The organism is Mycolicibacterium iranicum, assembly GCF_014190915.1.
Lineage (GTDB): Bacteria > Actinomycetota > Actinomycetes > Mycobacteriales > Mycobacteriaceae > Mycobacterium > Mycobacterium iranicum_B.
In genome coordinates this window covers 198,640-221,465 of the sequence record NZ_JACHVU010000008.1, presented here as the reverse complement: position 1 = coordinate 221,465, position 22,826 = coordinate 198,640, and the positions used below count along the sequence as shown (strand labels likewise).

Below are 22,826 nucleotides of genomic sequence, written 5' to 3'. Positions count from 1 at the left end.
ATCTCGGCTGTGGATGTCGACGCGTTTGTCCTGGCGAACAGGCCGACCTGGGACCGCCTCGAACACCTGGTGAAGAACCGCCGGAGGCTCACCGGCGCCGAGGTCGACGAACTGGTCGATCTCTACCAGCGGGTGTCGACCCATCTGTCGATCGTGCGGTCCTCGTCGTCGGATGCGGTGCTGGTGGGCAAGCTCTCGGGGCTCGTCGCACGGGCGCGCGCCGTCGTCACCGGCGCCCATGCTCCGCTGTGGCGGGAGTTCGCGCGTTTCTGGACGGTGTCGTTCCCGGTCGAGGTCTACCGGGCCTGGCGGTGGTGGGTCGCGTCGGGCGTGCTGTTCTACCTCGTCGCGGCCGTGATCGCGGTGTGGATCGCGCACACACCGGAGGTGCAGGCGGCGATCGGCACGCCCGGCGAGATCGAGCAGCTCGTCAACCACGAGTTCGCGAACTATTACAGCGAGCATCCGGCCGCGTCGTTCGCGTTACAGGTGTGGGTGAACAACGCGTGGGTGGCTGCGCAGTGCATCGCGATGGCGGTGCTGCTCGGAATCCCCATCCCGTACATCCTGTTTCAGAACGCGGCGAACCTCGGCGTCAACGCCGGGCTGATGTTCGAGGCCGGTCGTGGCGATGTGTTCCTCGGGCTCATCACCCCGCACGGGTTGATCGAGCTGACGGCCGTGTTCGTGGCGGCCGGCGTCGGCATGCGTCTGGGCTGGTCGGTGGTGTCCCCGGGTGACCGGCCCCGCGCGCAGGTGCTGGCCGAGCGGGGGCGTGCCGTCATCTCGGTGGCCATCGGTCTGGTCGCGGTGCTGCTGGCGGCCGGCGCGATCGAGGGCTTCGTGACGCCGTCCTCGCTGCCGACCTTCGCGAGGGTCGCGATCGGTGTCGCCGCGCTCGCGGCATTCCTGGGCTATGTCGTCTACTTCGGGCGCCGCGCGGTGGCCGCGGGTCAGACCGGCGACATCGAGAACGCCCCCGACGTGGTCCCGACCGGCTGACCGCTCGGCTTAGTGGTGGGCGGCTTCTGAGCGCTTGGGCCAGACCGCGCGGGGTCTAGAGGCGGCCCGCGGCTTTCATCGCGAGGTAGTGGTCGGCGAGGTCCGGGGCGAGTTCCTCAGGTGGGGAGTCGACCACCTCGACGCCCATGCCGCGCAACAGCGAGGCCACGCCGCGGCGGTCGTTGCGGGCCCGCTCCGCGGCCGCGGCGTCGTACACCTCGACCGCGTCGGCCCGGCCGGCCGCGAGGGTGTCCACCCGCGGGTCGGCCACCGCCGCGACGATCACCCGGTGCCTGGCCGTCAACTGCGGGAGCACCGACAGCAGACCCTCGTCGATCGCCGAGGCGTTGAGGTCGGTCAGCAGGACCACCAGAGCCTGCCGCCGCACCCGGCGCTGCACCGCCGCGACCATCGACCGGGCATCCGATTCGACCAGCGACGGCTCCAAAGGAGCCATGGCAGCGACCAATTGGGCCAGCAGCTCGGTGCGCGAGGCGTTGACCACCGCGGCGCGCGTCTCGCGGTCGTGGGCCAGGAAGTCGACATGATCGCCGGCCCTCGCAGCGAGTGCGCCCAACAGCAACGCCGCATCCATCGACCAGTCGAGGCGCGGCCACCCGCCGGGGTCTGCTTCCGCCGGCGAAGCCGGCAATCGGGCCCGCGTCGGGTCCACCCCGACCCGTCCCGCCGACGTGCGTCCGGTGTCGAGCACGATGAGCACCCGGCGGTCGCGTTCGGGCCGCCAGGTGCGCACCACCACGTCGGCGCGCCGCGCTGTCGCCCGCCAGTCGATGGACCGGACATCATCACCGACGACATACTCACGCAGAGAGTCGAATTCGGTACCCTGTCCGCGGATCAGCACCGGCGTCATGCCTTCCAGTTCCCGCAGCCGCGCGAGCCGGGACGGTAGATGCTTGCGCGACAGGAACGGGGGCAGGATGCGGATCTGCCACGGCACCCGGTGAGAACCCTGCCTGCCGGCCAGCCCGAGCGGACCGATCGACCGTGCCGTCACCAGCGCCGAGTTCTGATCGCCGCGACGCACCGGTTGGAGCGTCGTCCCCAGCTGAAGACGTTGCCCGCCAACGATGTTCACCGCGTGCGTGCGTGGTTGGGCGCGCGCGCTCGGCGCCCATGCGTCGCGGACGACGCCGCGGAACCGTGCCCGGGCCGTGTTCTCGACCGTCAACTCGGCGGTCACAGGCTGACCGAGCCGCGCCCAGGTCGGGCCGCCGCGGGTCAACCTCAGCGCGCGTGGACTCCCGGCCAGCGCGACATCGGCCGCCACCGCCAGCGCGAGAAGGCCCGCCAGCACCACGAAAGTCGCTGCGGGAAAGGGGGAGAACAGGACCGGCAGCGCGCACAGCAGCGCGATCAGCCCGACCCGACCTGTGAGAACCACCGCCGCTCGACTATCGCGGCACGGGCACCGCGGACAGGATGCCTTCGATCACCCCGTCGGCCGTGGCGCCTTCGAGTTCGGCCTCCGGACGCAGGGCGACCCGGTGGCGCAGCGTCGGCCTGGCCATCGCCTTGACGTCGTCGGGGGTCACGTAACCGCGTCCGGACAGCCACGCCCACGAGCGGGCCGTCGACAGCAGCGCCGTCGCGCCGCGTGGCGACACCCCCAGCTGGAGCGACGGCGAATGACGGGTCGCACCGACGATGTCGACGATGTAGCCGAGCACTTCGTCGGCGACGATCACCTGCCGCACCGCCTCCCGGCCCGCGGCCAGCTCGGCGGGTCCGGCCACCGGCCTGACGAACGACAGGTCGCGCGGATCGAAGCCGTGCGCATGGCGATTCAGGATCGCGATCTCCTGATCGCGCGGCGGCAGCGGCACCGTGAGCTTGAGCAGGAACCTGTCGAGCTGCGCCTCGGGAAGCTGGTAGGTGCCCTCGTATTCGATCGGGTTCTGCGTGGCCGCGACGATGAACGGGTCCGGCAGGGCGCGCGGCTGGCCGTCGACGCTGACCTGACGCTCCTCCATCGCCTCCAGCAGGGCGGCCTGCGTCTTGGGTGGCGTGCGGTTGATCTCGTCGGCCAGCATCAGGTTCGTGAACACCGGCCCGGCGCGGAACTCGAACTCGGCGGTGCGCGCGTCGTAGACCAGCGACCCGGTCACGTCGCCGGGCATCAGGTCAGGGGTGAACTGCACCCGCTTGAACTCGAGCTGCAACGCGGCGGCCAGGGTGCGCACCAGCAGCGTCTTCGCTACTCCCGGAACACCTTCGAGCAGCACGTGGCCACGACACAGTAGGGCGACCACGAGCCCGCTCACGACGGCGTCCTGGCCGACCACCACTTTGGCGATCTCGGCGCGGAGGGCCATCAGTGCGTTGCGGGCACCCTCATGGTGGGTGGGCTCTGTCACGACTGTGCGACCTGCCTTTCGATGTCGTCGAGTGCACGGGCGAGGTTCACCAGATCGGCGTCGGTGGCCGGTGGCGTTCCGTACAGGGTATGGGCGACGGCCTGGCCGTCCAGGCCGGCCCGAGCGGTGACGGCCTGGATCACGGCCGCCGGGGACGCGGCCTGGTTGAGGCCCAGCCGGGGCAGCATCCGCAGGCGTGCCGATGTGCGCAACGACTCGGCCGCAACGTCTCTCGCGCGGTGCGACCGGTACAGCCGGCCTCGCCCCTCCACGGTCTCCGACGCGCGGACCACCACCGGCAGCTGTTCGCTGACCAGCGGGCCGACGCGCCGTCCGCGCCACCACGCCAGCAGCGCGACCCCGAGCGCCAGCTGCAGGACCATCCAGTACACCTGGACCGGGATCAGGTCGGTGAACGTTGCGGCACCGCTGTTTTCGCCGCCCTCGTCCCGCTGCGGCGCGTACCAGATCATCTGCGGGTGCGTGCCGGCGAGGTTCATCGCCAGTGCGGCGTTGCCTTCCTTCGTCAGGCCCGAATTCATCACGAAGGCGTCGCTGCCCACCACGGTCACCGTGCGGCCGTCGTCGGTGTAGCGGGCGAGGGCGCCGTCATAGCAGCGGGTCACCGGCACCGAACCCTTCGCCTCGTACGTCTCGGCGACGTCGAATTGGACGGTGCCGGCCTGTCGCGCCTCCCGAAGGTCGCAGTCCGGATCGAGCCCGGTGTACTCCGTGGTCTCCCCGCGCGCGAGTTCCGGCGCGAGCGCCTCCCGGGTACGTCCGATCGGAGCGATCACCAGCCGGTCGCCGGGTACCCGCGAAAGGCGTTGCAGGACATCGTCGTCGTACAGGTGGAACGTCTGTCCGACGACGAGCAGCGTGCCGTCGGCGGCCTCCCGCTCGACGTCGGCGACAGAGCCTGCCTCGACGACGGTGACACCGCGGTCGCGAAGCAGGGCCACCAGAGCATGCGCACCGTCGGCCGAGGTGGAGGCCGGATCGAGCCTGCCTCCGTCACGAGGCGAGGTGAGCAGGGTCGACACCACGGCGACCGCGACGATGACCGCGAGTGCCAGCAGGACCCAGCGCAGCCCGCGCCACCGCTGGGAGAGGGTGGGCCCGACCGCTGTCGATGCCGTCATCGCACCTCGGCCCACGGCTGCGTCGCTGCCGGCGCATCGGCCCCCGGGGCGGTGGCGGGCCGGGTGCCGATCCTGCCGTCGAGGTCGGCGACCATCCGGTATCGGGCCTCGGTGCCGGGCCGCTCGCCGTAGGTGACCTCGTTGAATGTCTCTGCCGCGGTGCCCAGTTCGGCGACGAGCGCCGGCAGCGCTCTGCCGGCGCTGCGGGCGAGCTCGGTCGCGGTACGGCAGGGAACGGGGTCGAGGATGCCGTTCTCCTCCAGCTGTCGTGCGATGGCGCGCAGCCGGTGCCGGATCGCCGGAGCCCAATCCCCGGAGGCCGCACAGCGTTCGGCGGCGGCGCGGTGTTCGGCCGCGCTGAGCAGGTGGTCGCCGAACAGGGGCACGTCCTCGCTGCGGCTGCTGCGCATGGCCCGGCGTGCGATGCGCACGGCGACGACGGTCGCCACGGCCAGCAGGATCACGAGGACCGACACCGTGAGCCAGCCGCCGGGGAACTTCGAGGCGCCGGCGGTGAGGCGGTACAGCAGCTCCTGGAACCAGTCCGAGAGCATGTCCATCGCCGACGGCTTGGGATAGATGGACTTCGCGAGTTCTGCCCGGGCGGCGTCCTGCGCGGCGTCGCGGCCGATGTCTACTGTCGACACGTCACCGCGGGCCGGTCAGCCAGAGGTCGTCGGTGGTGGTCGGCGGCGCGTACGGGCCGGCCGCGGCGCCGGTCTGCAGCACCAGGTCGAACGCCTCCGCACGGATGCGGCGGTCGGTGTACTGCAGGACGGAGACACCGGCGGTGAACGGTCCGGTGATGATCGCGCCGATGGCGGCCCCGACGGAGGTCAGGACGAGCGAGAGCACGGTCGAGGCGTCCGAGACCGAGGCCGCCATCGCGACCTCGCCGCCGATCGTGAACGGGATCGACACCGCCCCGGCGATGAACTGTGCGACGACGTAGGCGAGCAACCAGATTCCGAACACCCGCCAGAAGTCGCCCTTGATCAACGCGAACGACCGTTTGACCGCGGTGACGATGTCGCGGCGCTCCAGCACGATGATCACCGGCGCGAACGTGAGCATGACCGCCAGCCAGACCGCGACGAGGACGGCGGCCAACACGACGGGCGCCGCGAAGAAGAACGCAGCGGCCCCGTCCGTAGCGGCGACGGCGGCCACCACCAGGACGCCGGCCACGCCGAACAGCAGGACGAACGCGAGCGTCTCCAGGACGGTGTACCCGAGCAGCGCCCATATCCGGGGCTTGAGGCGGACCCAGGCTTCCCCGATGGTGATGCCGGCACCGAACACCGAGCGACCCACGATCACGGTCAGAAGCCCGCTCAGCAGCGTCGTGGCCAGCGCCGTCGCGAGGCCGCCGGCGGCCACCGTCGCGACCCAGCTGATGACGATCCCGGCGGAGGACTCGTCGGCGTCGAAGAGCGAGATGAGGTCGCCGGTGAACGCCACCGGCCACACCGTCAACACCAGGGAGATGATCTGGGTGGCGACGACGACGATCGTGGTCAGACCCAGCGTGGCTTTCGGATTCGCGCGGACGTAGGCGACAGCCCCGTTGAAGATGTCCGAGAGCGTCAACGGCCGCAGGGGCACCACACCCAGTTTGACGACCGGCGGTGGCCCGTGCGGCGGCCACGGAGCGCCGTAGCCGGTGGCGTACTGCGGCGGTCCGTAACCCGGCGGTGGTCCGTAACCGGGCGGGGGGCCGTACCCGGGCGGAGGGCCATAACCGGGCGGGGGACATCCCGGCGGCGGATAGCCGGTGGGTACCGGGCCAGGGGGAGGCGCCCCCGCCGGACCGTAGCCGCCCGGGTGGTAGGTCATGATCACCATCCTGTCGATCGCCGGCGGAATTGACAACGTCGCCTGCCACCGGCAGGAGGGCGGGAGTCGCGGAACCGCTCAGTCGTAGACGATGACGGCGCGGCCCAGCACGTCTCCGCGCGCGATGGCGTCGAGGGTCTCGTTGACGTCGTCGAAGCGGACCCTCGTGACGGAATGCCTGATCCTGCCCGCTTCGGCCAGGGCGAGCACCTCGGTCAGGTCGTTGTAGTTGCCCCAGAACGACCCGAAGTACGTGTATTCACGCGCCACCAGCGGGAACAGCGGCACGTCGATCCTGTTCCCGATCAGGCCCACGGAGACGACGGCGCCCTCGGCCCCCAGCAGCGCGAACGCCAGACGGATCGACTCCTCGGAACCGGCGCAGTCGATGACCGCGTCCAATTCGGCACGCCCAGTGAGGGATTCGAGCTCCGACCGGACCGCTGAACTGTCTTTGTCACGGACGTTGATGACGTGATCGGCCCCGTTGTCCCTGGCGATCGTCAGCTTCTCGTCGCTTCGGGCGAACGCGACGACCTGCGCGCCGCCGCCGAGCAGCGCGGCGTACTGCGTCGCGTAACTGCCCAGGCCACCGATGCCCACGACCGCAACGGTGCGACCGGGCCCAAGGTGGCCGGCGTCGCGCAGCTTCTTGAGCCCCCGGTACGGCGTGAGGCCGGCGTCGGTCAGCGGTGCCAGATTGTCCGGGGACAGCCCGCCGCGGCCCGGCATCTTGATGAGATAGCGGTAATTGACCGGCAGGTACTCCTGGTAGCCACCGTGCCGGCCGAACCCGGCCCAGACCCCGTGGGCGCACAGTTGCTCGTTGCCTTCGTGGCACTGCCGGCACGCGCCGTCGCCCCAGCTGCCGAACACCACCACCTGGTCGCCCTCGGACAGGCCGGCCGAACGGGGGACCGCGGCGCCCAGCCCGTCGACCCATCCGGCCACCTCGTGTCCCGGCGTGATCGGGAAGTCCATCGAAAGGCCCGTGTCGAAATAGCCGTCGATGAGCTGGAAGTCGGTGCGGCACATGCCCGCCCCGCCGACCCGGACGAGCACCTCCTCCGGGCCGGGACTGGGAACGTCGATCTCTTCGAGGCGCAATGGCTGCTTGTAGCCGTACATGCGGGCGGCGCGCATCTTCATCGGGAACTCCTCTGGTCTGGAAGCGTCAGAGGGATCGTGACGAGGCGGCGATGGTTCTCGCATCGGCCACCGGCCAGTCGGATTACGTGGCCGCGCCGAGGTGGATCGACTCGAGCTGGCTGCGCGAACGGATGCCGAGCTTGGCGAACACCTTGCCGAGGTGGAACTGCACGGTGCGGGCACTGATGAACAGCCGCGCGCCGATCTCCGGGTTGGACAGGCCTTCGGCGGCCAGCCGTGCGATCTGCGCCTCGCGGGCGGTCAGCGTGCCGGCCGGGGTGTCGATGCGGCGGCGCGCCGTCTCGCCGGTGGCCCGCAGCTCCCGCCGGGCGCGTTCGGCGAACGCCTCCATACCGATCGACTCGAAGGACGCCAGTGCCGCGCGCAGCTCGGTGCGCGCGTCCACCCGGCGGCGGCGACGCCGTAGCCATTCGCCGTACAGCAGGCGCGAGCGAGCCGCGTCCGGCCTCAACCCCGCCCTGGTGGACCTGGCGATGGCATCGCGGTAGTGCGGCTCGGCCGCATCCCCGGCAGTCACCAGGGCGCGGCAGCGCGCCTGGTGGCCGAGCGCCCAATCGGTGCCGCTGGGGGTGGTCACCTCGGCGAGCCGATTGTGCGCCGCCGCCGCGGTGGCCTCGTCACCGAGCCGGGACGCGGCTTCGACCAGTTCGGGCAACGCCCACCAGGACGCACCGCCGTCGCCGGGATACGACGACGCGTCGAGCGCAGCGGTGTGCGCGTCCGCGTAGTCGCCGACGGCGTTGGCGAGAACCGCCCGTGCCCAGGCGATCACGGTGATGCCGTGGCCTTCCCCGCGTCGCACCGCGTCCTCGCCGGCGGCGTCGGCGATCTGAGCGAGCTCGTCCGCCCTGCCGCGCCATGCGGCCAGCACCACGGCGCTGTACGGACTCACGTTCTGGCCCATCGCGTCGATCGCCTCGCGCATCTCCTCGCAGACCTGGGCCGCCTCGACGAAGTTCCCGGCGTAGAGCAGGGGCAGGAAGCGGCTGCTCAACGCCAGCGGAAGATGGCTGACCGCCCCGGCGTCACGGACCAGCTGCAGGTAGCGCACCGACAACGACGCGTGCCTGTCGATGTCCCAGACCCGGGTGGATGCGAAGCAGGCCAGCAACATCCACCGGAGCTCATGCTCGAACGGCATGCCCCGACCCCACTGCTGCAGCGCATCCCGCAGTACCGGCAACCCCGCCGTGAAGCCGTCGCAGTGCTGGCGGGCCAGCCCGTCGAGCAACAGGTCCGAGGGGCTGGCCGGGGCCGGCCCGCGGGGCACCGCGACCGCGGCCTTCGACACCTCCAACAGGGTGGCGTCCACGGCGAGCCGTCCGGCGAACAGCGCTGCGGACATCGCGTCGAGGTAGGTCTCGCGGGCCAGCGCCGGATCGACGGTCTCGAGCCGGCGGGCCGCGGCGAGCAGTAGTGGTCCCGCGGTGTTGCCGTGGCTGCTGAGGAAAGCCAGCTGCGCTCGGACCAGGTCGGCCCGAGCACGCTGCAGCTCGGTGTGCGCGCAGGCATCCGCCACACGAAGCAGATCCCGCGCCGCGTCGAGCGTGCCGGCCTGGGCCCTGATCGCCGCCGCGGCGAGGGCGCGGTCACAGCGGCGGGACGGGTCGACCGTGAGCTCTGCGGCCCGCTGGAGGAAGGCGCCTGCGGCAGTCATCCCACCCCGGGCCCGGACGCGGTCGGCGGATCGCTCGAGTTCGTCGGCCACCGATTCGTCCGGGCCGAGGGCCGCGTGCCCGAGATGCCAGGCGCGCCTGTCCGGGTCGTGGTCGACGGAGGTGACGGCCGCCAGCGCACCGTGGATGGACTGCCGATCCGACAGCGGCACACTGCGGTAGGCCGTCGAACGGATCAGCGGATGCCGGAACGCGACGCGGCTGCCGATTTCGGCCAGTCCGGCCTCCACGGCCGGTACGACTTCTACGGCCCCGAGGCCCAGCAGGTCGGCGGCGCGCCACAGCAGGGTCGGGTCGCCGACGGGATCGGCCGCGGCCAGAGCGAGCAGGCGGCGGGTGGCCGGTGGCAACGCGGTCAGCTGCGTGCGGATCGAGCCCTCCAGGCTGTGCGTCGCCGGGGCGCCCGGCGTCCCGAATCCGCCTTCCAGTCCACCCCGGCCCAGCGCGCGGGGCAGTTCCAGCAGCGCCAACGGGTTGCCGCGCGCCTCCGCGACGATCCGGTCGCGGACGCGGGCGTCGAGGGGTCCGTCGACACTGCGGGTCAGCAGCATGTGCGCGTCGTTCTCGCGCAGAGCGCCCACCGCCAACTCAGGGAGCCCCCGCAGGTCCTCGCCGACCGTCCTGCTTGCGAACACCACGCCGGCGCTTTCTCGTCCGAGGCGACGGGCGGCGAACGCCATCGCCCGACGCGACGCCCGGTCGAGCCACTGATAATCGTCGATGAGCAGGAGCAGTGGATCGCGGTGCGCGGTTTCGGACATCAGGCCCAGGACGGCGAGCCCAACGAGGAACGGGTCCGGGGTGGCGCCCGCCCGTCGCCCGAGAGCCGTCAGCAGGGCGTCGGACTGGGGCGCCGGGATGTCGGCCATCCCCTCGGGCAGCGCTGTGCACAGCTGGTGTAGTCCCGCGTGGGCGAAATCCATCTCGGACTCCACGCCGGCGATGCGCACCACCCGGCAGTCCGGAGCCTGACGGGCGAGTTCGTCGAGCAGGGCCGTCTTGCCGATGCCCGCCTCACCGCACAGCACCAGCGCCCCGCTGCGCCCTTCGCGCACCGCTGTGAGCACTGCGCGCAGGGCGCTGAGTTCGGCGGTGCGACCGATCAGCTCCACCGGGCCTCCTGGCGTGGGCGATGGGCGGGGTTCGTCGCAAAGACGGTATCCGGCCAGGTCAGGTCGGTGCTCGTTTTGTGCCGGGAACCTCGGGTATCCCCCGCCCATGACGCGTTTCGGCTACACCCTGATGACCGAGCAGAGCGGACCGAAAGATCTTGTCAGCTATGCGGTATCGGCTGAACAGGTCGGGTTCGACTTCGAAGTCTCCAGCGACCACTACTTCCCGTGGCTGTCCTCGCAGGGCCACGCGCCGTATGCCTGGTCGGTGCTCGGGGCCGTCGCGCACGCCACCGAGCGGGTGGAGCTGATGACCTATGTGACGTGCCCGACGGTGCGCTACCACCCGGCGATCGTCGCGCAGAAGGCCGCGACCCTGCAGATCCTCGCCGACGGCCGGTTCACCCTCGGTCTGGGCAGCGGGGAGAACCTCAACGAGCACGTCGTCGGCAAGGGATGGCCGACGGTCGCCCGCCGCCAGGACATGCTCAAGGAAGCCATCCAGATCATCCGTGAGCTGCAGACCGGCGACATGGTCGACTGGAAAGGCGAGTACTTCGAGGTGGATTCGGCGCGGCTGTGGGATGTGCCGGAGGTGCCCGTCCCGATCGCGGCGGCGGTGTCCGGTGACCGCTCGGTCGAGCAGTTCGCCCCGCTGGCCGACCACCTGATCGCCGTCGAACCCAACAAGGACCTCGTCGACTCCTGGCATGACGCGCGTCGCGGCACCGGGCTGTCCGGCGACGTCCGGGTGATCGGGCAGATCCCGATCTGCTGGGACCCCGACCGGGATGCGGCCATCGAACGGGCCCACGACCAGTTCCGCTGGTTCGCCGGCGGCTGGGCGGTCAACGCCGACCTGCCGACCACCGCGGGCTTCGACGGCGCGACGCAGTTCGTCCGCAAGGACGATGTCGCCGAGTCGATTCCGTGCGGCCCCGACCTCGACGCGATCGTCGAAGCGGTCCGCGAGTACTGGGAGGCCGGATTCACCGACATCGCCCTCGTCCAGGTGGGTGGCGACACCCAGGACGCATTCTTGAAAGAGGCAGCGACGCCGCTGCTCGACAAGCTCCGCTCGGCATCGCACTAGGAGGCGTGTTCCATGACCCGTGGCCAAGGAATTTATGACGACGAGGACGGTTCGACCGCGTCGAAGGGCGAAGGTGCCGAGAAGGATCCCGACACCGAGACGCCCGACGTCGACAAGAACACCGAGGAGCCGACGGCCTGAGCCCGGCTAGCGCACGGTGGCCGGATCGCCGCGCCGCTTGGTCTCCAGCCGGTGCCAGGTCCACCAGAACAGCAGTGCGGCAAAGATCGAGCCCGCGGCGGCCAGCCACTGCGCGCTGAGGAACAGTGCCCACTCCACGTCCTCGTCGATGTCCTGATCGAGGGCGGCCACCAGCGCCGTGGCGCCCAGCACGCTGCTGACGAAACCGACCAGGGTCACCGCTGAGACGAACACCGTCCGCAGGGTGAACCGAGCCGCCCCGGGTGACTCGACGGCGCGGATCCGGCCGGTGCGGGCGAGGAAATGCGCTGCGACACAGGCGACGACGAGGGTCACCGCATCGGCGGCCAGCGTGTCGGACAATCGGTGCCAGCGGGCGATGACCGTGTAGGCGCCGATCCCGACCGCCCACGTCAGCGCGAAGAACATCGCTACGCCGCGAAACCGGTAGGGCATCACGATCAAAGTGGCGAACAGCACCGACATCGCCGCCGTGGTGTGCCCGCTGGGCAGGGTGTTCTCGAGGTATTCGTCGGTGGTGAGCAACTCCGGGCGTTGCAGCACAACATATTTCAAGATCTGGGTGACGGCCTGGCTGCCGAGGATCACGACCATCGCGGCGACCGCGAGATGGACCTGGCGCCGCAGCAGGCCGATGGTGCCGACCAGCGCGGTCGCCAGCGCCAGTGACGTGTAGGTGATGGTGCTCAGCGCCTTGCGCGCCGCCAGAAATGCTCTGGGCCCCACCTGTTCCGCGCCGTTGAGGGCGGCGTTCTCGACTGCTTGGCCGGTGGTGGTGCGGACGGCGAGGATGTAGACCGCCACGAGGAACAGCGATGCGCAGATCGCGATGACGGTCCACCGGCGGCGCGCGTGACGGAGCCGGCGGTCGGTCTCGTCGAGGTCGGTGTGCACGAGTGCCTGACCCTAGCCGACGGCCTGGCGGCGCCGCAGCCGCGCCTCCTCGTGCTGAGTGATGTTCGAGTTGTCCAGCACGATCGTGAGCATCCGCGCGAAGAATCGCGCCGGGCTCAGCTCGTCGGGCACCAGATCGGTGCGCAGCGTGACCTCGGGCAGAGCCGCCAGCTGCGCCCGGATGTCGGTCGGCGCCGGCTCGTCGCTGACGTCTTCGATGTCCACGTCGAACAGCTCGAGGATGGCGTCGTCGGGTTCCTGCACCGGATCCGGGGGCGCGTCGCCCTCCCATTCGGGGACGACGAGCGCGCAGGCGTCGTACGCGTCGTCCTCACGGCCGAGTTTGATCAGCAGGTCGACGATCCAGTCGAACTGCCTGCGCTCCTCGGTGTAGGCCGTGGACCGCAGGGAGTACATGAACCCCAGCGCGGCCAGCGGATGGCGCAGGGCGAGGTTCTTGGCGTCGCCGTAGGACTCCTCGACCCGGTTGGCGGCGTTCTTGCCGAACGACGAATCCATCCGCTTGGTCGAGATGAGCAGCTCGGGCCCGGTCTGCCAGGACGACATGATGACGTCGACCTGCTTGAAGTAGTTCTTCCCGGCGATGTTGGCCGACGCCGAACCCACGCCGCCGGTCGAGGCGCCGGTGCGCAGCCGCTCCATGAGCTCGTTGCGGCCCGCCGACTTCGGAATCGACTTCACGAAGCTCAGCACGTCGCGGTCGATGACACGCGGCGCCTCGGCGCGCGGCCACACCGCGTCGGGATCCAGCCCGGCCCGCCGCAGTTCGTAGGCCACCCACACGTCGAGCGCCAGTGCCGGTACGCCGGAACGGCTTTCGGCACCCAGCAGGATCGGCACGGCCAGCAGCCGGCGCAGCGCGGGGTAGTCCGGGGAGAACGTTCCGTCGGTGTGCCACGGGTTGACGTCGCGGAAGGGGGACTCGGTGACGATCGCGTCGAACATCGGCCACGCGAGCGATTTCGAGCTTGGTTTAGCTGCCACCGTGGACTTTTCCCCGTGCGACGCGGCGGGCGGTGAGGCCGGCGTGGTCGCGGCGGATGGCCCCCAGCTGGGGCTCGGTGAGGCTGGACGTGGCGATCAGCAGCGCCTCGTCGACGAGGGCCACCGCGTCGAGCAGCCGGCCCGCCCGCAGCCGGGCGGCCACCGCGGGCCGCGCTGCGCGCAACCGGTCGGCGTTGGCGCGCACCAGCTCCGGGGCGGGTACCGGCAGGACGTCGGCTTCCCGCGGCTCGATCTTCAGCATCCCCCCACCGTAGGCGCGGCCCACCGTCTCGGCACCCAGCAGGGTCACCGAGTTCAGTGAGGCCAGCGGTAGCAGGTCCATGCCGTCCCGGCGGAGGTGGTCGCGCAGATACACCCCGTGCACCGAGTTCAGATGGTGCGCGCGGGCGCGGTTGGCGCTCAGCCGCGGGGTGTCGGCGTTCATGTACGTCAGGAACAGGTCGGCCGGACGCAGGTACGGCACCCGCCACCACGGCGTGCGGACGCGGCACTTGTAGGCCTGATGGACGTCGAGGTCCTCCCCGGAGCGGATGTAGTGCCACCCCGGCGCCGACGGGTCCCCGGCCGGGCGGAACAGGTACGTGGATCGGCCCGCCTCCCCGAGCGCGTGCAGCGCCTGCGGGGTGAGCCCGAGCCCCCGCAGGTGACGCGACCCCGGTGGCGAGAGCGAAAGGAGGTCGGTCGGGGCGAGGCCGAGCGCGTCGACCTTGGCCGGCGAGAGCGTGAAGAACCGGTTGCTGCCGGTCACCATGCCCAGGGTGGTGTCCCCCCACGTCTCGAGGAACGTGAACGCGTCACCGGAGACGGCCGCCTCGAACGCCGAGAGTCCCGCGGCCGACATCAGCCCCGCCGACCACTTGGCGCCGTTCGCAGGCGGCGTCCACTGACGCTGCGCCGTCTTGCGGTCCAGCGCGGCGGCGTCACGCACCTGGGTCAGCTGCATGTGCGCCGCACCGCCGCCCCCCGCCGGAGCGAAGCCGTCGGCGAGCAGCAGCACGACCTCCTCCAGGACGCCGGGGAACACGCGCTCGTCGAACAGGACCAGGCCCACCGAGTCGAAGTGGTCCATCAGGAACTGGCGCACCCCGGCGGCGTAGTTGACGCTCAGCAGCTCGGCGGGCAGGACCAGCCCGAGCCGCCCGCCCGGCCGCAGGTGCAGCGCGGAGTGCACGGTGAACGCCGCCCAGGACGAGGCCAGGTTGGACAGTGTCACCCCCGCGCGCAGCGCCGCCTCCCGGGCGCGGGCCCGCGACTCGCCCGCGAAGTCCTGATAGCGGACGTAGGGCGGGTTGCCGACGACCGCGTCGTAGGCGCCGAACTCGGCGTGGGAGAAGAAGTCCCGGGCATGGATGGTCGCGTCGATGCCCGTCGCGCGCAGGCTCCGCTCGGACGCCGCCGCCGACCCGGGATGGATCTCGACCCCGACGAGCGCACCCTCGTGATCCCCGCGGCGGCCGACCTCGTGCAGGAAAACAGCTTCGCCACAGGAGGGTTCGAGCACGGCGTGCCGTGGATCGCGCACCGCCCAGTCGGCGAGGAAGCGTGCCACCGGTGCCGGGGTGAAGAACGCGCCGCGCGCCTTGCGCAGCGCAGCCGTATCACCGTGGTCACCCGGGAGCATGCCGCTATGGTGCCGCAGGGCACCGACAGCGCCGGGCTGACCCGCCGGGTGGCCCTAGGTGCGCATCGCCTCGTCGAGCACCACCGTGATGCGGAACCCGCAGAGCACCAGGATGTGCAGCACGAACAGCCACAGCGCCAGCGCCGTCACCGCCCCCACGATCGGCAGTCCGCCGAACGGCGCCGACCACGGAATCGGGATCGCCAGGAACAGCAGGAACCCCTGCAGGAATCCGGCGAGGATCGCGCCGGTGCCGAACGCGCCCGCCACCAGCGCCCGCAGCTGGAGCTTCCCGGGGCCGATGAGCCCGAACACGCCCAGCAGCGCCGTCGACACCGCGATCCACACGACGTGGAACGCGACGACGATGCCCCACGCCAGCGACCATCCGCCCGCCGTGTAGAGCGGCCCGACATAGGACGCCGACGCCAGCACGGCCAGGACCAGGAAGGGCGCGACGGCCGCGACGCCGAGCAGGCCCGCGCGGCCGCGCCAGCCCGTCAGCTTGTCCTTGGCCGCCGTCATCTGGACGAACGCGCGGCGCAGCCCCTCCCCGTACAGGCTGGCCGGGAACAGCACGACCAGCGCCTGCGTCCACGACATCGACAGCGCCACCGAGGTCAGCGTGCGCAGTGCCTCGGGTGTGCCGTGCCCGTCCGGCAGCCCGCCGATCGCGGCGTTCATCGCGGTGACGACCGTGTCCTGTCCGACGAGCCGGCCCACCGCCCACAACGACACCAGCGCCAGGGGGACCACCCCGATGACGCCGAAGTACGTCGCGCCGGCTGCCCAGAGCGCCAGATCGCTGACCGGGAAGGTGCGCCCCACGGCCGAGGTCAGCGTGCGGATCCGGTTCATCGGGCGGCCTGGCAGGCTGAGGTCATGACATCGGACGCCGGCGGCGGCCCCGAGGACGGGGCTGCCGGCAGGGGCGGCGACAGGGCCGAGGACGGGGCTGGCGACAGGGCCGACGACTCCGGGTGGTCCGCCCTGCACGGCGGCGTGCAGCCGTCCCCGGTGGTGCGTGGCTGGCTGCGGATGATCTGGGCGCTGGCCGCCGGGCCCGTGCTGCGCATCCGGCCGGACGTGCTGTCGGCGCTGGGGGTGCTGACGCTGGTTGCAGGGTGGGCGGTGACGGTCGGACCCGGCTGGCCGGCGCTCACTGGCGTGCTGGTGATCGCGGCGGGCGTGATCGACGGACTGGACGGCGCGGTCGCGCTGCGCACCGGGCGCGCCCGGCCCCTCGGCGCGGTCGTCGACGCGGTCGCCGACCGCCTCGGTGACCTGGTGCTGGGCGCGATCCTGGTGGCGCTCGGGGCGGCGCTGCCCTGGGTGCTGGCCGCGCTGGCGTTGCTCTTCGTGATGGAGTACCTCCGCGCTCGGGCGCAGTCGGTGGGGATGCCGGGCGTCGGTGCGGTCACCGTCGCCGAACGACCCACGCGGCTGATTCTGGTGGCGATGGCCGCGTTCGGCACGGCGGCCGTCCCGGCGGGTATGCCGCTGCTGGGGTGGGGCTGGGCCACGGCGCTGACCGTCACCTGGACCGTGGTGGGGCTGGTCGGGATGGGGCAGCTGGTCGCCGGCGTCCGGCGGACGATCCCGCCGGCGTTCCCGCCGGACCGATGAGACCGGCGACGATCTCGGCCGACATCAGCACCAGCGGGATGCCGCCGCCGGGGTGGGCGGACCCGCCGACGAGGTAGAGCCCGGGAACGACGCCCCGGTTGGCCGGTCGCCGCAGCGCGGCGCGCGGGCCGTGCGACGCGGTGCCGTAGATCGCGCCGCCCGGTGCGCCGGTGCGCCGCTGCAGATCCGCCGGTGTCAGCGTCTCGACGAAACGCACGCGGTCGGCGACGTCGACGCCGCGGGCCGCCAGCACGCCCAGCACGTGGCGGGTGTAGCTCTCCTTCAGGCCGGGCGCATCCCAGTCGACGCCGCGGGCGGGGTCGTGCGCCGGGGCGTTGACCATCAGGAACCAGCCTTCGGAGTCGTCGTCGGGGCGCAGCAGCGGGTCGTCGGGGGCGTGGACGTAGATCGTCGGGTCGGGCACCGGCCGGGGCCTGCGGCCGAAGATCGCGTCGAACTCGGCGGTGTAGTCGGCCGGGAAGTAGACGCGGTGTGCGGTGCCCGGCTCGCGACCCGAAAGGCCCAGCAACAGAACGAAACCCGCCATCGACTTCGGCGTGCGGCGCACCCGCCGCCGCGCCGACCCCGCGGCCGACGGCGGAAGCAGCCCGTCGTACAGCGCAGCCGCATCGGCGTTGCACACCACCGCGTCGGCAAGCACCTCGCGGTCCGCGACGCGGACGCCGCGGACGCGACGGTCGGCGACCAGCACCTCCTCGACCCGGGCGCCGGTGTGGATCACCACGCCCAGGTCCTCGCACCGGCGCGCGACTGCGTCGACGATGCGCCGCAGCCCACCGGCCACGTACCAGGCGCCGTACTCCTGTTCCACGAACGACGTCACCGCCAGCACCGCCGGGGTGCGCCGCGGATCCGAACCCGAATACGTGGCGTACCGGTTGAGCCACATCCGCATCCGCGGGTCGGGCAGCAGGCGCCGGCCCAGCCGGTCGATCGTCATCCACGGCGCCACCGCCCGCAGGTCGGCGGGCCGGACGCTCATCTTCGCCAGCGCCGGCAGTGACACCGGCCTGCGCAGCACCGGCTCGCCGACCAGCTCCCAGAGCCGCCGCGACCGTGAGTGCAGCCGCTGCCACGCCTCGCCCGACCCGGCACCCAGGGCCGCGTCGAGTGCGGCCGGGATGTGGTGGGGGTCGTGGGGCAGCGTCAGCTCGGTGCCGTCGGCGAAGACGTAGGCGAACGCGGGGTCCACCGGGGTCAGCGTCAGCTCACCCGGGCCGCCGGTGTCGCGGAACAACTGCTCCAGCACGGCCGGGATCGTCAGCAGCGACGGCCCGGTGTCGAAGGTGAACCCGTCGCGTTCGCGCACCCCGAGCTTCCCGCCGACCTCGCCGGAGCTCTCGAACACGGTCACGCGGTGGCCGGCCGACGCGAGCCGCGCCGCGGCGGCCAGCCCGCCCAGACCGGCCCCGATCACCACGACCGCACTCACAGCGGGCGACCCTTCCACTGCAGGGAACCCCGCCACCGCCCCACCCAGGACGCGGCGAGAAGACCGAGCAGCGCGACGATCGAGGCGGGGTGGGCGACGGTGTCCCACGGCCGGCCCGACCAGCGCGACGCCTGCACCCGACCCGCGACGGCCGCCAGGTAGCCGACCGCGCCGATGCGGGATCCGGCCAGCATCGCCGCCGCGGGCAGCACGTAGACGACCGCGAGCGCGGCGCCGACCGCCACCGCGCCGGCGGGGGACCCGAACGCCGCCCACAGCGATTTGCGGTACCCGTCGAAAAGCTCACGTCCGTTCCGGTACATGTGGCAGGTCGCCAGTGCCGACCCGTCGGCGAGCCCGGTGCGTCCGCCAGAGTTCCTGACCGCCCTGGCCAGGCCGATGTCGTCGAGCACGGCCGTCGAAACGGCCTGCCAGCCGCCGGCCCGGGCCAGCGCGGCGGCCTCCACGAGCAGGAACTGGCCGTTGGCGGCCACCATCGAAGGCCGCCGGGACCTCTCGGCGACCCGCAGCGGCAGCGTCGTCAGCCACGACCACGCCTGTAGCGGCTGGATCAACCGGCCCACGACGTCGTCGGCGACCTGACGCGGCCACGGGCTGAGCAGATCGAGCGGGTCGGGCCCCCGCATGACGGCCACCGCGGCGGCCACGGCGTGCGGGGCCAGGACGACGTCGGCGTCGACGAAGACCAGGACCTCGCCGCGGGCTTGCGCGGCCAGCTGCGCGCACGCGTGCGGCTTGCCCAGTGCGCCCGGCGGCAGCGCAGACCCCGTCAGGATCCGCAGCCGCGGATCGCCGGCGGCGGCGGCCTCGACGGCTGCGGCGGTACCGTCGGAGGAGTTGTCATCGAGAACCAGGACCTCGGCATTCGCCAGGCCACGCTGCGCGAGCACCGACCGGATGGTCGGCGCGATGCGGTGTGCCTCGTCGCGCGCCGGGATCAGCACTGACACCGGGGTGCGCACGGGCGGCGGATCGCAGGGCGGGCGGCGTAGCAGCCTCTGGTTGACCATCTGGTGCGCCGTGCCCGCACACGCGAGCGCCGACCCTGCGGCGATCACGATGCGCAGGATCTCGGTCGGGCGGGCGCCGGGCATCTGCAAACTCTACGGAGCCGTCCGACGGCCCCCGCCGCGCACAGGCATTCTTGAGGTCTGTCATCTACACCGGAGGTACCCAGCGTGGCGTTGGCCGTCCCCGTAGTCCCGTTTCGCGCGACGCACCTGACCTGGTCGCTCGTGGGTGCGGCGATCGCGGTGCAGATCCTCTACCCCCTGATGCCCGAGTCGTGGCGCACGTCGGTGACCGTGACCAGTGTGGTCGTCTTCTTCCTGGCCGCCGTCACGGACGTGGCGCGGCTCTACGGCCGGACGGGTGCGCTGCTGCTGGTGTCGATCGCCGGCGGCGGCGGGCTGGTGGCCGAGGCGGTCGGGGTGAGCACCGGGCTGCCGTTCGGCGACTACGCCTACACCGGCACCCTCGGGCTGGAAGTCCTCGGTGTGCCGCTGGTGGTGCCGCTCGCCTGGGTGATGATGGCGTGGCCGGCGCTGGTGGTGGCCCGCACCCTGGTCACCCGGGGAGTGGCCGTCGTCGCCGTGGGCGCACTGGCGTTGACGGCGTGGGACGTGTTCCTCGATCCGCAGATGGTCGCCGCCGGGCACTGGGTGTGGTTCGACCCCGATCCGGGGCTGCCGCTGGTACCCGGTGTCCCGCTGACGAACTACGCGGGGTGGCTGCTGGTGTCCACCCTGGTGATCGCGCTGCTGCACCTTACGCTTCCGCGCGACGACGAGCCGTCCGCACCGGCGGCCACGCTGTATCTGTGGGTGTACGCGTCCTCGGTGATGGCGCACGCGGTGTTCTTCGGTCTGCCCGGCTCCGCGGTCACCGGTGCGGTGCTGATGGGCGCGATCGCGATACCGTTCGCCGTGACCTTGTGGAGACGACGTGGCTGACCCGTTGCGCCGCCGCGCGGCACCGTTGCGGATGCGGCCCGTACGGCTCGTCACCCCCGACCCGACGCTGCCCCGCGACGTCGCGCCCGGCGCCGAAGCCGTCGTCGTGGGCGGCGGCATCGCCGGGATCTCGGCGGCGGTCGTGCTCGCCGAACGCGGTGTCCGCGTCACGGTTCTGGAAGCCGCACACCACCTCGGCGGACGGCTCGGCGCGTGGCCCGAGACACTGCCGGACGGCACCGAGCAGAACATCGAACACGGCTTCCACGCGTTCTTCCGGCACTACTACACCTGGCGGTCGATTCTGCGGCGTGCGGACCCGGACCTCGCGTTCCTCGAACCGGTTCCGCACTACCCGGTCATCTCCGCCACCTGGCCGGCCGAGGATCTCTCCGGCCTGCCCGCCGCGCCGCCGCTGAACCTGCTGGCGCTGGTGCTGCGGTCGAAAAGCCTGTCGCGCAGCGAGATGCTGCGCGCAGACCCCGAGGCGGGGCGGGCGCTGCTGGCCTACGACCGCGCGACCACCGTGGCCGAACTCGACCATGTCGACGCCGCAGCGTTCCTCGATCGCCTCGGCATGACCGAACGCACCCGCAGCATGCTGTTCGAGGCGTTCGCGCGCTCGTTCTTCTGCAACCAGGACGCGCTGTCGGCGGCCGAGCTCGTGGCCATGTTCCACTACTACTTCCTGGGCAACCCCGAGGGCATCGGCTTCGATGTGCCGAACACCGACCACGCGACCGCCATCTGGAATCCGTTGCAGCAGTACCTCGTTGAGAAGGGTGCCGACATCCGCCTCGGTGCGGCGGTGACGGCGGTGGTGCCCGACGGCCACGGGTGGCGCGTCGAGACCGCCGGCGACTCGCTGCCGACGCGACACGTGATCATGGCGCTCGACCCGGGTGCGCTGCAGAAGGTGGTCGCCGACTCCGCCCTGCATGATGTGGCGCCGCTGCTGGCGGGCCGGTGCGACGGCATCAGGGTGGCGCCACCCTTCGCGGTGAGCCGGCTCTGGCTGGACCGCGACGTCGCGTCGGACCGGGCCGTGTTCAGCGCCGTGACCGGTCAGCCGACCCTGGACTCCATCGCGGTCTACTCCCGGCTGGAGGAGCCGAGTCGCCGGTGGGCCGCCTCGACAGGCGGCTCGGTCATCGAATTGCATTCTTACTCCTGCACTTTGGGTGACGCCGAGGAGGCGGCCGAGGCGCTGCGCCGCGAGCTCGCCGTCCTGTGGCCCGAGACGGCGGACGCGCGGGTGTTGCACCGCCACGACAGGCTCGAGGCGACCGCGCCGGCGTTCCCGCCGGGGTCGGCCGGCACCCGGCCCGCTGTGCGCTCGGATGCCCGCGGGCTGCGGGTGGCCGGCGATTTCGTCGACATGCCTTATCTGGCGGGCCTGATGGAACGGTCGTCGATGTCCGGTGTGCTGGCGGCCAACGACGTCCTGGCCGAACTGGGCGTCGCCGCCGAGCCGGTCGACGGCATACCGCAGCGGGGTCTGCTCGCCGGGGTGCCGCAGGTTCCGCGCCGCGGCCGCTAGGCCGACGGCCCGGCGTCGGGCACAATCGCGCTCATGGGTGGGGATGCCGCAGACGGGGCCGGCAGCGGCTCCCACGCGTCGTCCGCCTGGATCCGGCGGGCCGGATCCCTGAGTTGGTCCCTGCTCGGCATCATCGCTCTGGTCGTCGTCGTGGCCGTGGCGGCCGGCGCCGTCAGCGGTGTGCTGATCCCGTTGGTGATCGCGGTAATCCTCGGCGTGGTGCTCGAGCCGGTGACCGAAGGGCTGCAGCGCCTCGGTCTGCCCGGTGCGCTGTCTGCGGTCCTCACGCTGCTGACCGCGGTCGTGGTCGGGGTCGGGACCGTCGCGGTGGTGGTGTGGGGTTTCCTGCAGCAGTGGAGCGACATCTACCGGCAGCTGACGCTGGGGTGGACGCGGTTCATGGAATGGGCTGCGAAGCTTGATGTTTCGACGCAATGGTTGATGCGGGCGCGCGCGGGGCTCGAGGACCACGCCCCTGCGCTCGGCCAAGGCGTGCTCGGCGCGGTCAGCAGCACCTTCTACGGCGCGGTGTCGCTCGCGATGGGCACGCTGCTCGCGGTGTTCTTCCTGTTCTTCGCCCTGCGCGACGCGCACCGTTTCCCGTTGTGGTTCGCCCGCACCGCCAGGCTGGACGCCGGCGACGTCGACACCGTGGTCGGCCTGAGCCGCTCGGCGATCCGCGGCTATTTCCGGGGCACCGCGATCACCGCGCTGGTGACCGCGCCGATCTTCATGGTGCCGCTGCTGCTTCTCGGTGTGCCCCTGGCACTCCCGATCTTCATCCTGTACTTCGTGCTGTCGTTCATCCCGTTCCTCGGCGCATGGATCACCGGGGTGTTCGCCGTGCTGATCGCTTTCGGGTCGGTCGGGCCGACGGCGGCGCTGATCCTCGGAATCACGTTCGTCATCTCCAACGGCACGATCCAGAGCGTCGTCAGTTCGTGGGCCCTGGGATCGTCGCTGCGCCTGCACCCGGTCGCCGTGCTGCTCGCGACGATGATCGGGGGAACGGTCGCCGGCCTGCTGGGGATGGTCCTGGGCGCGCCGTTGGTGGCCGCGGCCGCCAAGTCGACAGCGGCAGTGCGGCGGTCAAGAACTGCACGGTAGGGGTCTGGGCCCGCG

20 protein-coding genes are annotated in these 22,826 nt (G+C 71.7%); 7 read left to right on the top strand and 13 right to left on the bottom strand.

Translation table 11 applies throughout. The annotated features are described in order from the left end of the window. The first annotated feature begins 9 nt into the window (after window positions 1-9). Complete coding sequence (locus FHR72_RS18320) at window positions 10-1,002, top strand: stage II sporulation protein M (RefSeq protein ID WP_183470670.1); 993 nt, start codon at window positions 10-12, stop codon at window positions 1,000-1,002. 55 nt (window positions 1,003-1,057) lie between these two features. Here FHR72_RS18320 and FHR72_RS18315 read toward each other — a convergent pair whose 3' ends face one another. The 7 genes from FHR72_RS18315 to FHR72_RS18285 form a co-directional block, all read right to left on the bottom strand. Further along, window positions 1,058-2,407: a DUF58 domain-containing protein gene (locus tag FHR72_RS18315; protein WP_183470669.1), complete on the bottom strand. Its 1,350-nt coding sequence runs from the start codon at window positions 2,405-2,407 to the stop codon at window positions 1,058-1,060. Window positions 2,408-2,417: 10 nt separating this feature from the next. After that, window positions 2,418-3,338: an AAA family ATPase gene (locus FHR72_RS18310; RefSeq protein WP_221193935.1), complete on the bottom strand. Its 921-nt coding sequence runs from the start codon at window positions 3,336-3,338 to the stop codon at window positions 2,418-2,420. A 38-nt stretch (window positions 3,339-3,376) separates the two neighbouring features. Next, window positions 3,377-4,522 carry a DUF4350 domain-containing protein gene (locus FHR72_RS18305; RefSeq protein WP_183470667.1) on the bottom strand — a complete coding sequence of 382 codons (1,146 nt, stop codon included), beginning with the start codon at window positions 4,520-4,522 and terminating at the stop codon, window positions 3,377-3,379. Continuing rightward, complete coding sequence (locus tag FHR72_RS18300; RefSeq protein ID WP_183470666.1) at window positions 4,519-5,169, bottom strand: DUF4129 domain-containing protein; 651 nt, start codon at window positions 5,167-5,169, stop codon at window positions 4,519-4,521. The genes FHR72_RS18305 and FHR72_RS18300 overlap by 4 nt, the downstream gene beginning before the upstream one ends. A 1-nt stretch (window position 5,170) precedes the next feature. Beyond that, complete coding sequence (locus tag FHR72_RS18295) at window positions 5,171-6,358, bottom strand: DUF7847 domain-containing protein (protein ID WP_183470664.1); 1,188 nt, start codon at window positions 6,356-6,358, stop codon at window positions 5,171-5,173. Window positions 6,359-6,436: 78 nt separating this feature from the next. Beyond that, window positions 6,437-7,507: an NAD(P)-dependent alcohol dehydrogenase gene (locus tag FHR72_RS18290; protein WP_183470662.1), complete on the bottom strand. Its 1,071-nt coding sequence runs from the start codon at window positions 7,505-7,507 to the stop codon at window positions 6,437-6,439. A gap of 82 nt (window positions 7,508-7,589) precedes the next feature. After that, window positions 7,590-10,316: a helix-turn-helix transcriptional regulator gene (locus FHR72_RS18285; RefSeq protein WP_311736190.1), complete on the bottom strand. Its 2,727-nt coding sequence runs from the start codon at window positions 10,314-10,316 to the stop codon at window positions 7,590-7,592. A 106-nt stretch (window positions 10,317-10,422) separates the two neighbouring features. Between FHR72_RS18285 and FHR72_RS18280 the strand changes: the two genes are divergently transcribed. Further along, complete coding sequence (locus FHR72_RS18280; protein ID WP_183470658.1) at window positions 10,423-11,409, top strand: LLM class F420-dependent oxidoreductase; 987 nt, start codon at window positions 10,423-10,425, stop codon at window positions 11,407-11,409. 12 nt (window positions 11,410-11,421) lie between these two features. Beyond that, window positions 11,422-11,550: a hypothetical protein gene (locus tag FHR72_RS26575; RefSeq protein ID WP_260156089.1), complete on the top strand. Its 129-nt coding sequence runs from the start codon at window positions 11,422-11,424 to the stop codon at window positions 11,548-11,550. 6 nt (window positions 11,551-11,556) lie between these two features. On the opposite strand, the gene FHR72_RS18275 is transcribed toward FHR72_RS26575, so the two are convergent. From FHR72_RS18275 to FHR72_RS18260, 4 genes are read right to left on the bottom strand one after another with little or no spacing between them, the layout of a single operon-like run. Next, complete coding sequence (locus FHR72_RS18275; protein ID WP_183470656.1) at window positions 11,557-12,465, bottom strand: phosphatase PAP2 family protein; 909 nt, start codon at window positions 12,463-12,465, stop codon at window positions 11,557-11,559. 12 nt (window positions 12,466-12,477) lie between these two features. Further along, window positions 12,478-13,470, bottom strand: coding sequence for a hypothetical protein (locus tag FHR72_RS18270; protein WP_183470654.1), 993 nt, complete (start codon window positions 13,468-13,470; stop codon window positions 12,478-12,480). Continuing rightward, the gene (locus tag FHR72_RS18265; RefSeq protein ID WP_183470652.1) at window positions 13,460-15,112 is read right to left on the bottom strand and encodes an N-6 DNA methylase; all 1,653 of its coding nucleotides are present in this window, start codon (window positions 15,110-15,112) and stop codon (window positions 13,460-13,462) included. The genes FHR72_RS18270 and FHR72_RS18265 overlap by 11 nt, the downstream gene beginning before the upstream one ends. A gap of 54 nt (window positions 15,113-15,166) precedes the next feature. Next, window positions 15,167-15,970, bottom strand: coding sequence for a YhjD/YihY/BrkB family envelope integrity protein (locus tag FHR72_RS18260; protein ID WP_183470650.1), 804 nt, complete (start codon window positions 15,968-15,970; stop codon window positions 15,167-15,169). A gap of 24 nt (window positions 15,971-15,994) precedes the next feature. Between FHR72_RS18260 and FHR72_RS18255 the strand changes: the two genes are divergently transcribed. Beyond that, complete coding sequence (locus FHR72_RS18255) at window positions 15,995-16,738, top strand: CDP-alcohol phosphatidyltransferase family protein (protein ID WP_183470648.1); 744 nt, start codon at window positions 15,995-15,997, stop codon at window positions 16,736-16,738. On the opposite strand, the gene FHR72_RS18250 is transcribed toward FHR72_RS18255, so the two are convergent. Further along, complete coding sequence (locus FHR72_RS18250) at window positions 16,647-18,191, bottom strand: phytoene desaturase family protein (RefSeq protein WP_183470646.1); 1,545 nt, start codon at window positions 18,189-18,191, stop codon at window positions 16,647-16,649. The genes FHR72_RS18255 and FHR72_RS18250 overlap by 92 nt on opposite strands. Then, a complete protein-coding gene (locus FHR72_RS18245; RefSeq protein WP_183470643.1) occupies window positions 18,188-19,306 on the bottom strand; it encodes a glycosyltransferase family 2 protein in 1,119 nt (372 codons plus the stop codon). The genes FHR72_RS18250 and FHR72_RS18245 overlap by 4 nt, the downstream gene beginning before the upstream one ends. Before the next feature lie 84 nt (window positions 19,307-19,390). Here FHR72_RS18245 and FHR72_RS18240 point away from each other — a divergent pair, with 84 nt between their 5' ends. The 3 genes from FHR72_RS18240 to FHR72_RS18230 are packed head-to-tail and all read left to right on the top strand — an operon-like array spanning window position 19,391 to window position 22,811. After that, window positions 19,391-20,164 carry a carotenoid biosynthesis protein gene (locus FHR72_RS18240; RefSeq protein ID WP_311736189.1) on the top strand — a complete coding sequence of 258 codons (774 nt, stop codon included), beginning with the start codon at window positions 19,391-19,393 and terminating at the stop codon, window positions 20,162-20,164. Next, complete coding sequence (locus FHR72_RS18235) at window positions 20,157-21,704, top strand: FAD-dependent oxidoreductase (protein ID WP_311736188.1); 1,548 nt, start codon at window positions 20,157-20,159, stop codon at window positions 21,702-21,704. The genes FHR72_RS18240 and FHR72_RS18235 overlap by 8 nt, the downstream gene beginning before the upstream one ends. 33 nt (window positions 21,705-21,737) lie before the next feature. Beyond that, the gene (locus FHR72_RS18230) at window positions 21,738-22,811 is read left to right on the top strand and encodes an AI-2E family transporter (RefSeq protein ID WP_183470641.1); all 1,074 of its coding nucleotides are present in this window, start codon (window positions 21,738-21,740) and stop codon (window positions 22,809-22,811) included. Window positions 22,812-22,826 lie beyond the last annotated feature (15 nt).

Bases quoted from the DNA above. Each gene is read 5' to 3' on its own strand.
- FHR72_RS18265 (WP_183470652.1), bottom strand. From the start codon at position 15,112: ATGCTCCCGGGTGACCACGGTGATACGGCTGCGCTGCGCAAGGCGCGC.
- FHR72_RS18245 (WP_183470643.1), bottom strand. From the start codon at position 19,306: ATGCCCGGCGCCCGCCCGACCGAGATCCTGCGCATCGTGATCGCCGCA.
- FHR72_RS18290 (WP_183470662.1), bottom strand. From the start codon at position 7,507: ATGAAGATGCGCGCCGCCCGCATGTACGGCTACAAGCAGCCATTGCGC.
- FHR72_RS18310 (WP_221193935.1), bottom strand. From the start codon at position 3,338: ATGGCCCTCCGCGCCGAGATCGCCAAAGTGGTGGTCGGCCAGGACGCC.
- FHR72_RS18280 (WP_183470658.1), top strand. From the start codon at position 10,423: ATGACGCGTTTCGGCTACACCCTGATGACCGAGCAGAGCGGACCGAAA.
- FHR72_RS18305 (WP_183470667.1), bottom strand. From the start codon at position 4,522: ATGACGGCATCGACAGCGGTCGGGCCCACCCTCTCCCAGCGGTGGCGC.
- FHR72_RS26575 (WP_260156089.1), top strand. From the start codon at position 11,422: ATGACCCGTGGCCAAGGAATTTATGACGACGAGGACGGTTCGACCGCG.
- FHR72_RS18260 (WP_183470650.1), bottom strand. From the start codon at position 15,970: ATGAACCGGATCCGCACGCTGACCTCGGCCGTGGGGCGCACCTTCCCG.
- FHR72_RS18230 (WP_183470641.1), top strand. From the start codon at position 21,738: ATGGGTGGGGATGCCGCAGACGGGGCCGGCAGCGGCTCCCACGCGTCG.
- FHR72_RS18255 (WP_183470648.1), top strand. From the start codon at position 15,995: ATGACATCGGACGCCGGCGGCGGCCCCGAGGACGGGGCTGCCGGCAGG.
- FHR72_RS18295 (WP_183470664.1), bottom strand. From the start codon at position 6,358: ATGACCTACCACCCGGGCGGCTACGGTCCGGCGGGGGCGCCTCCCCCT.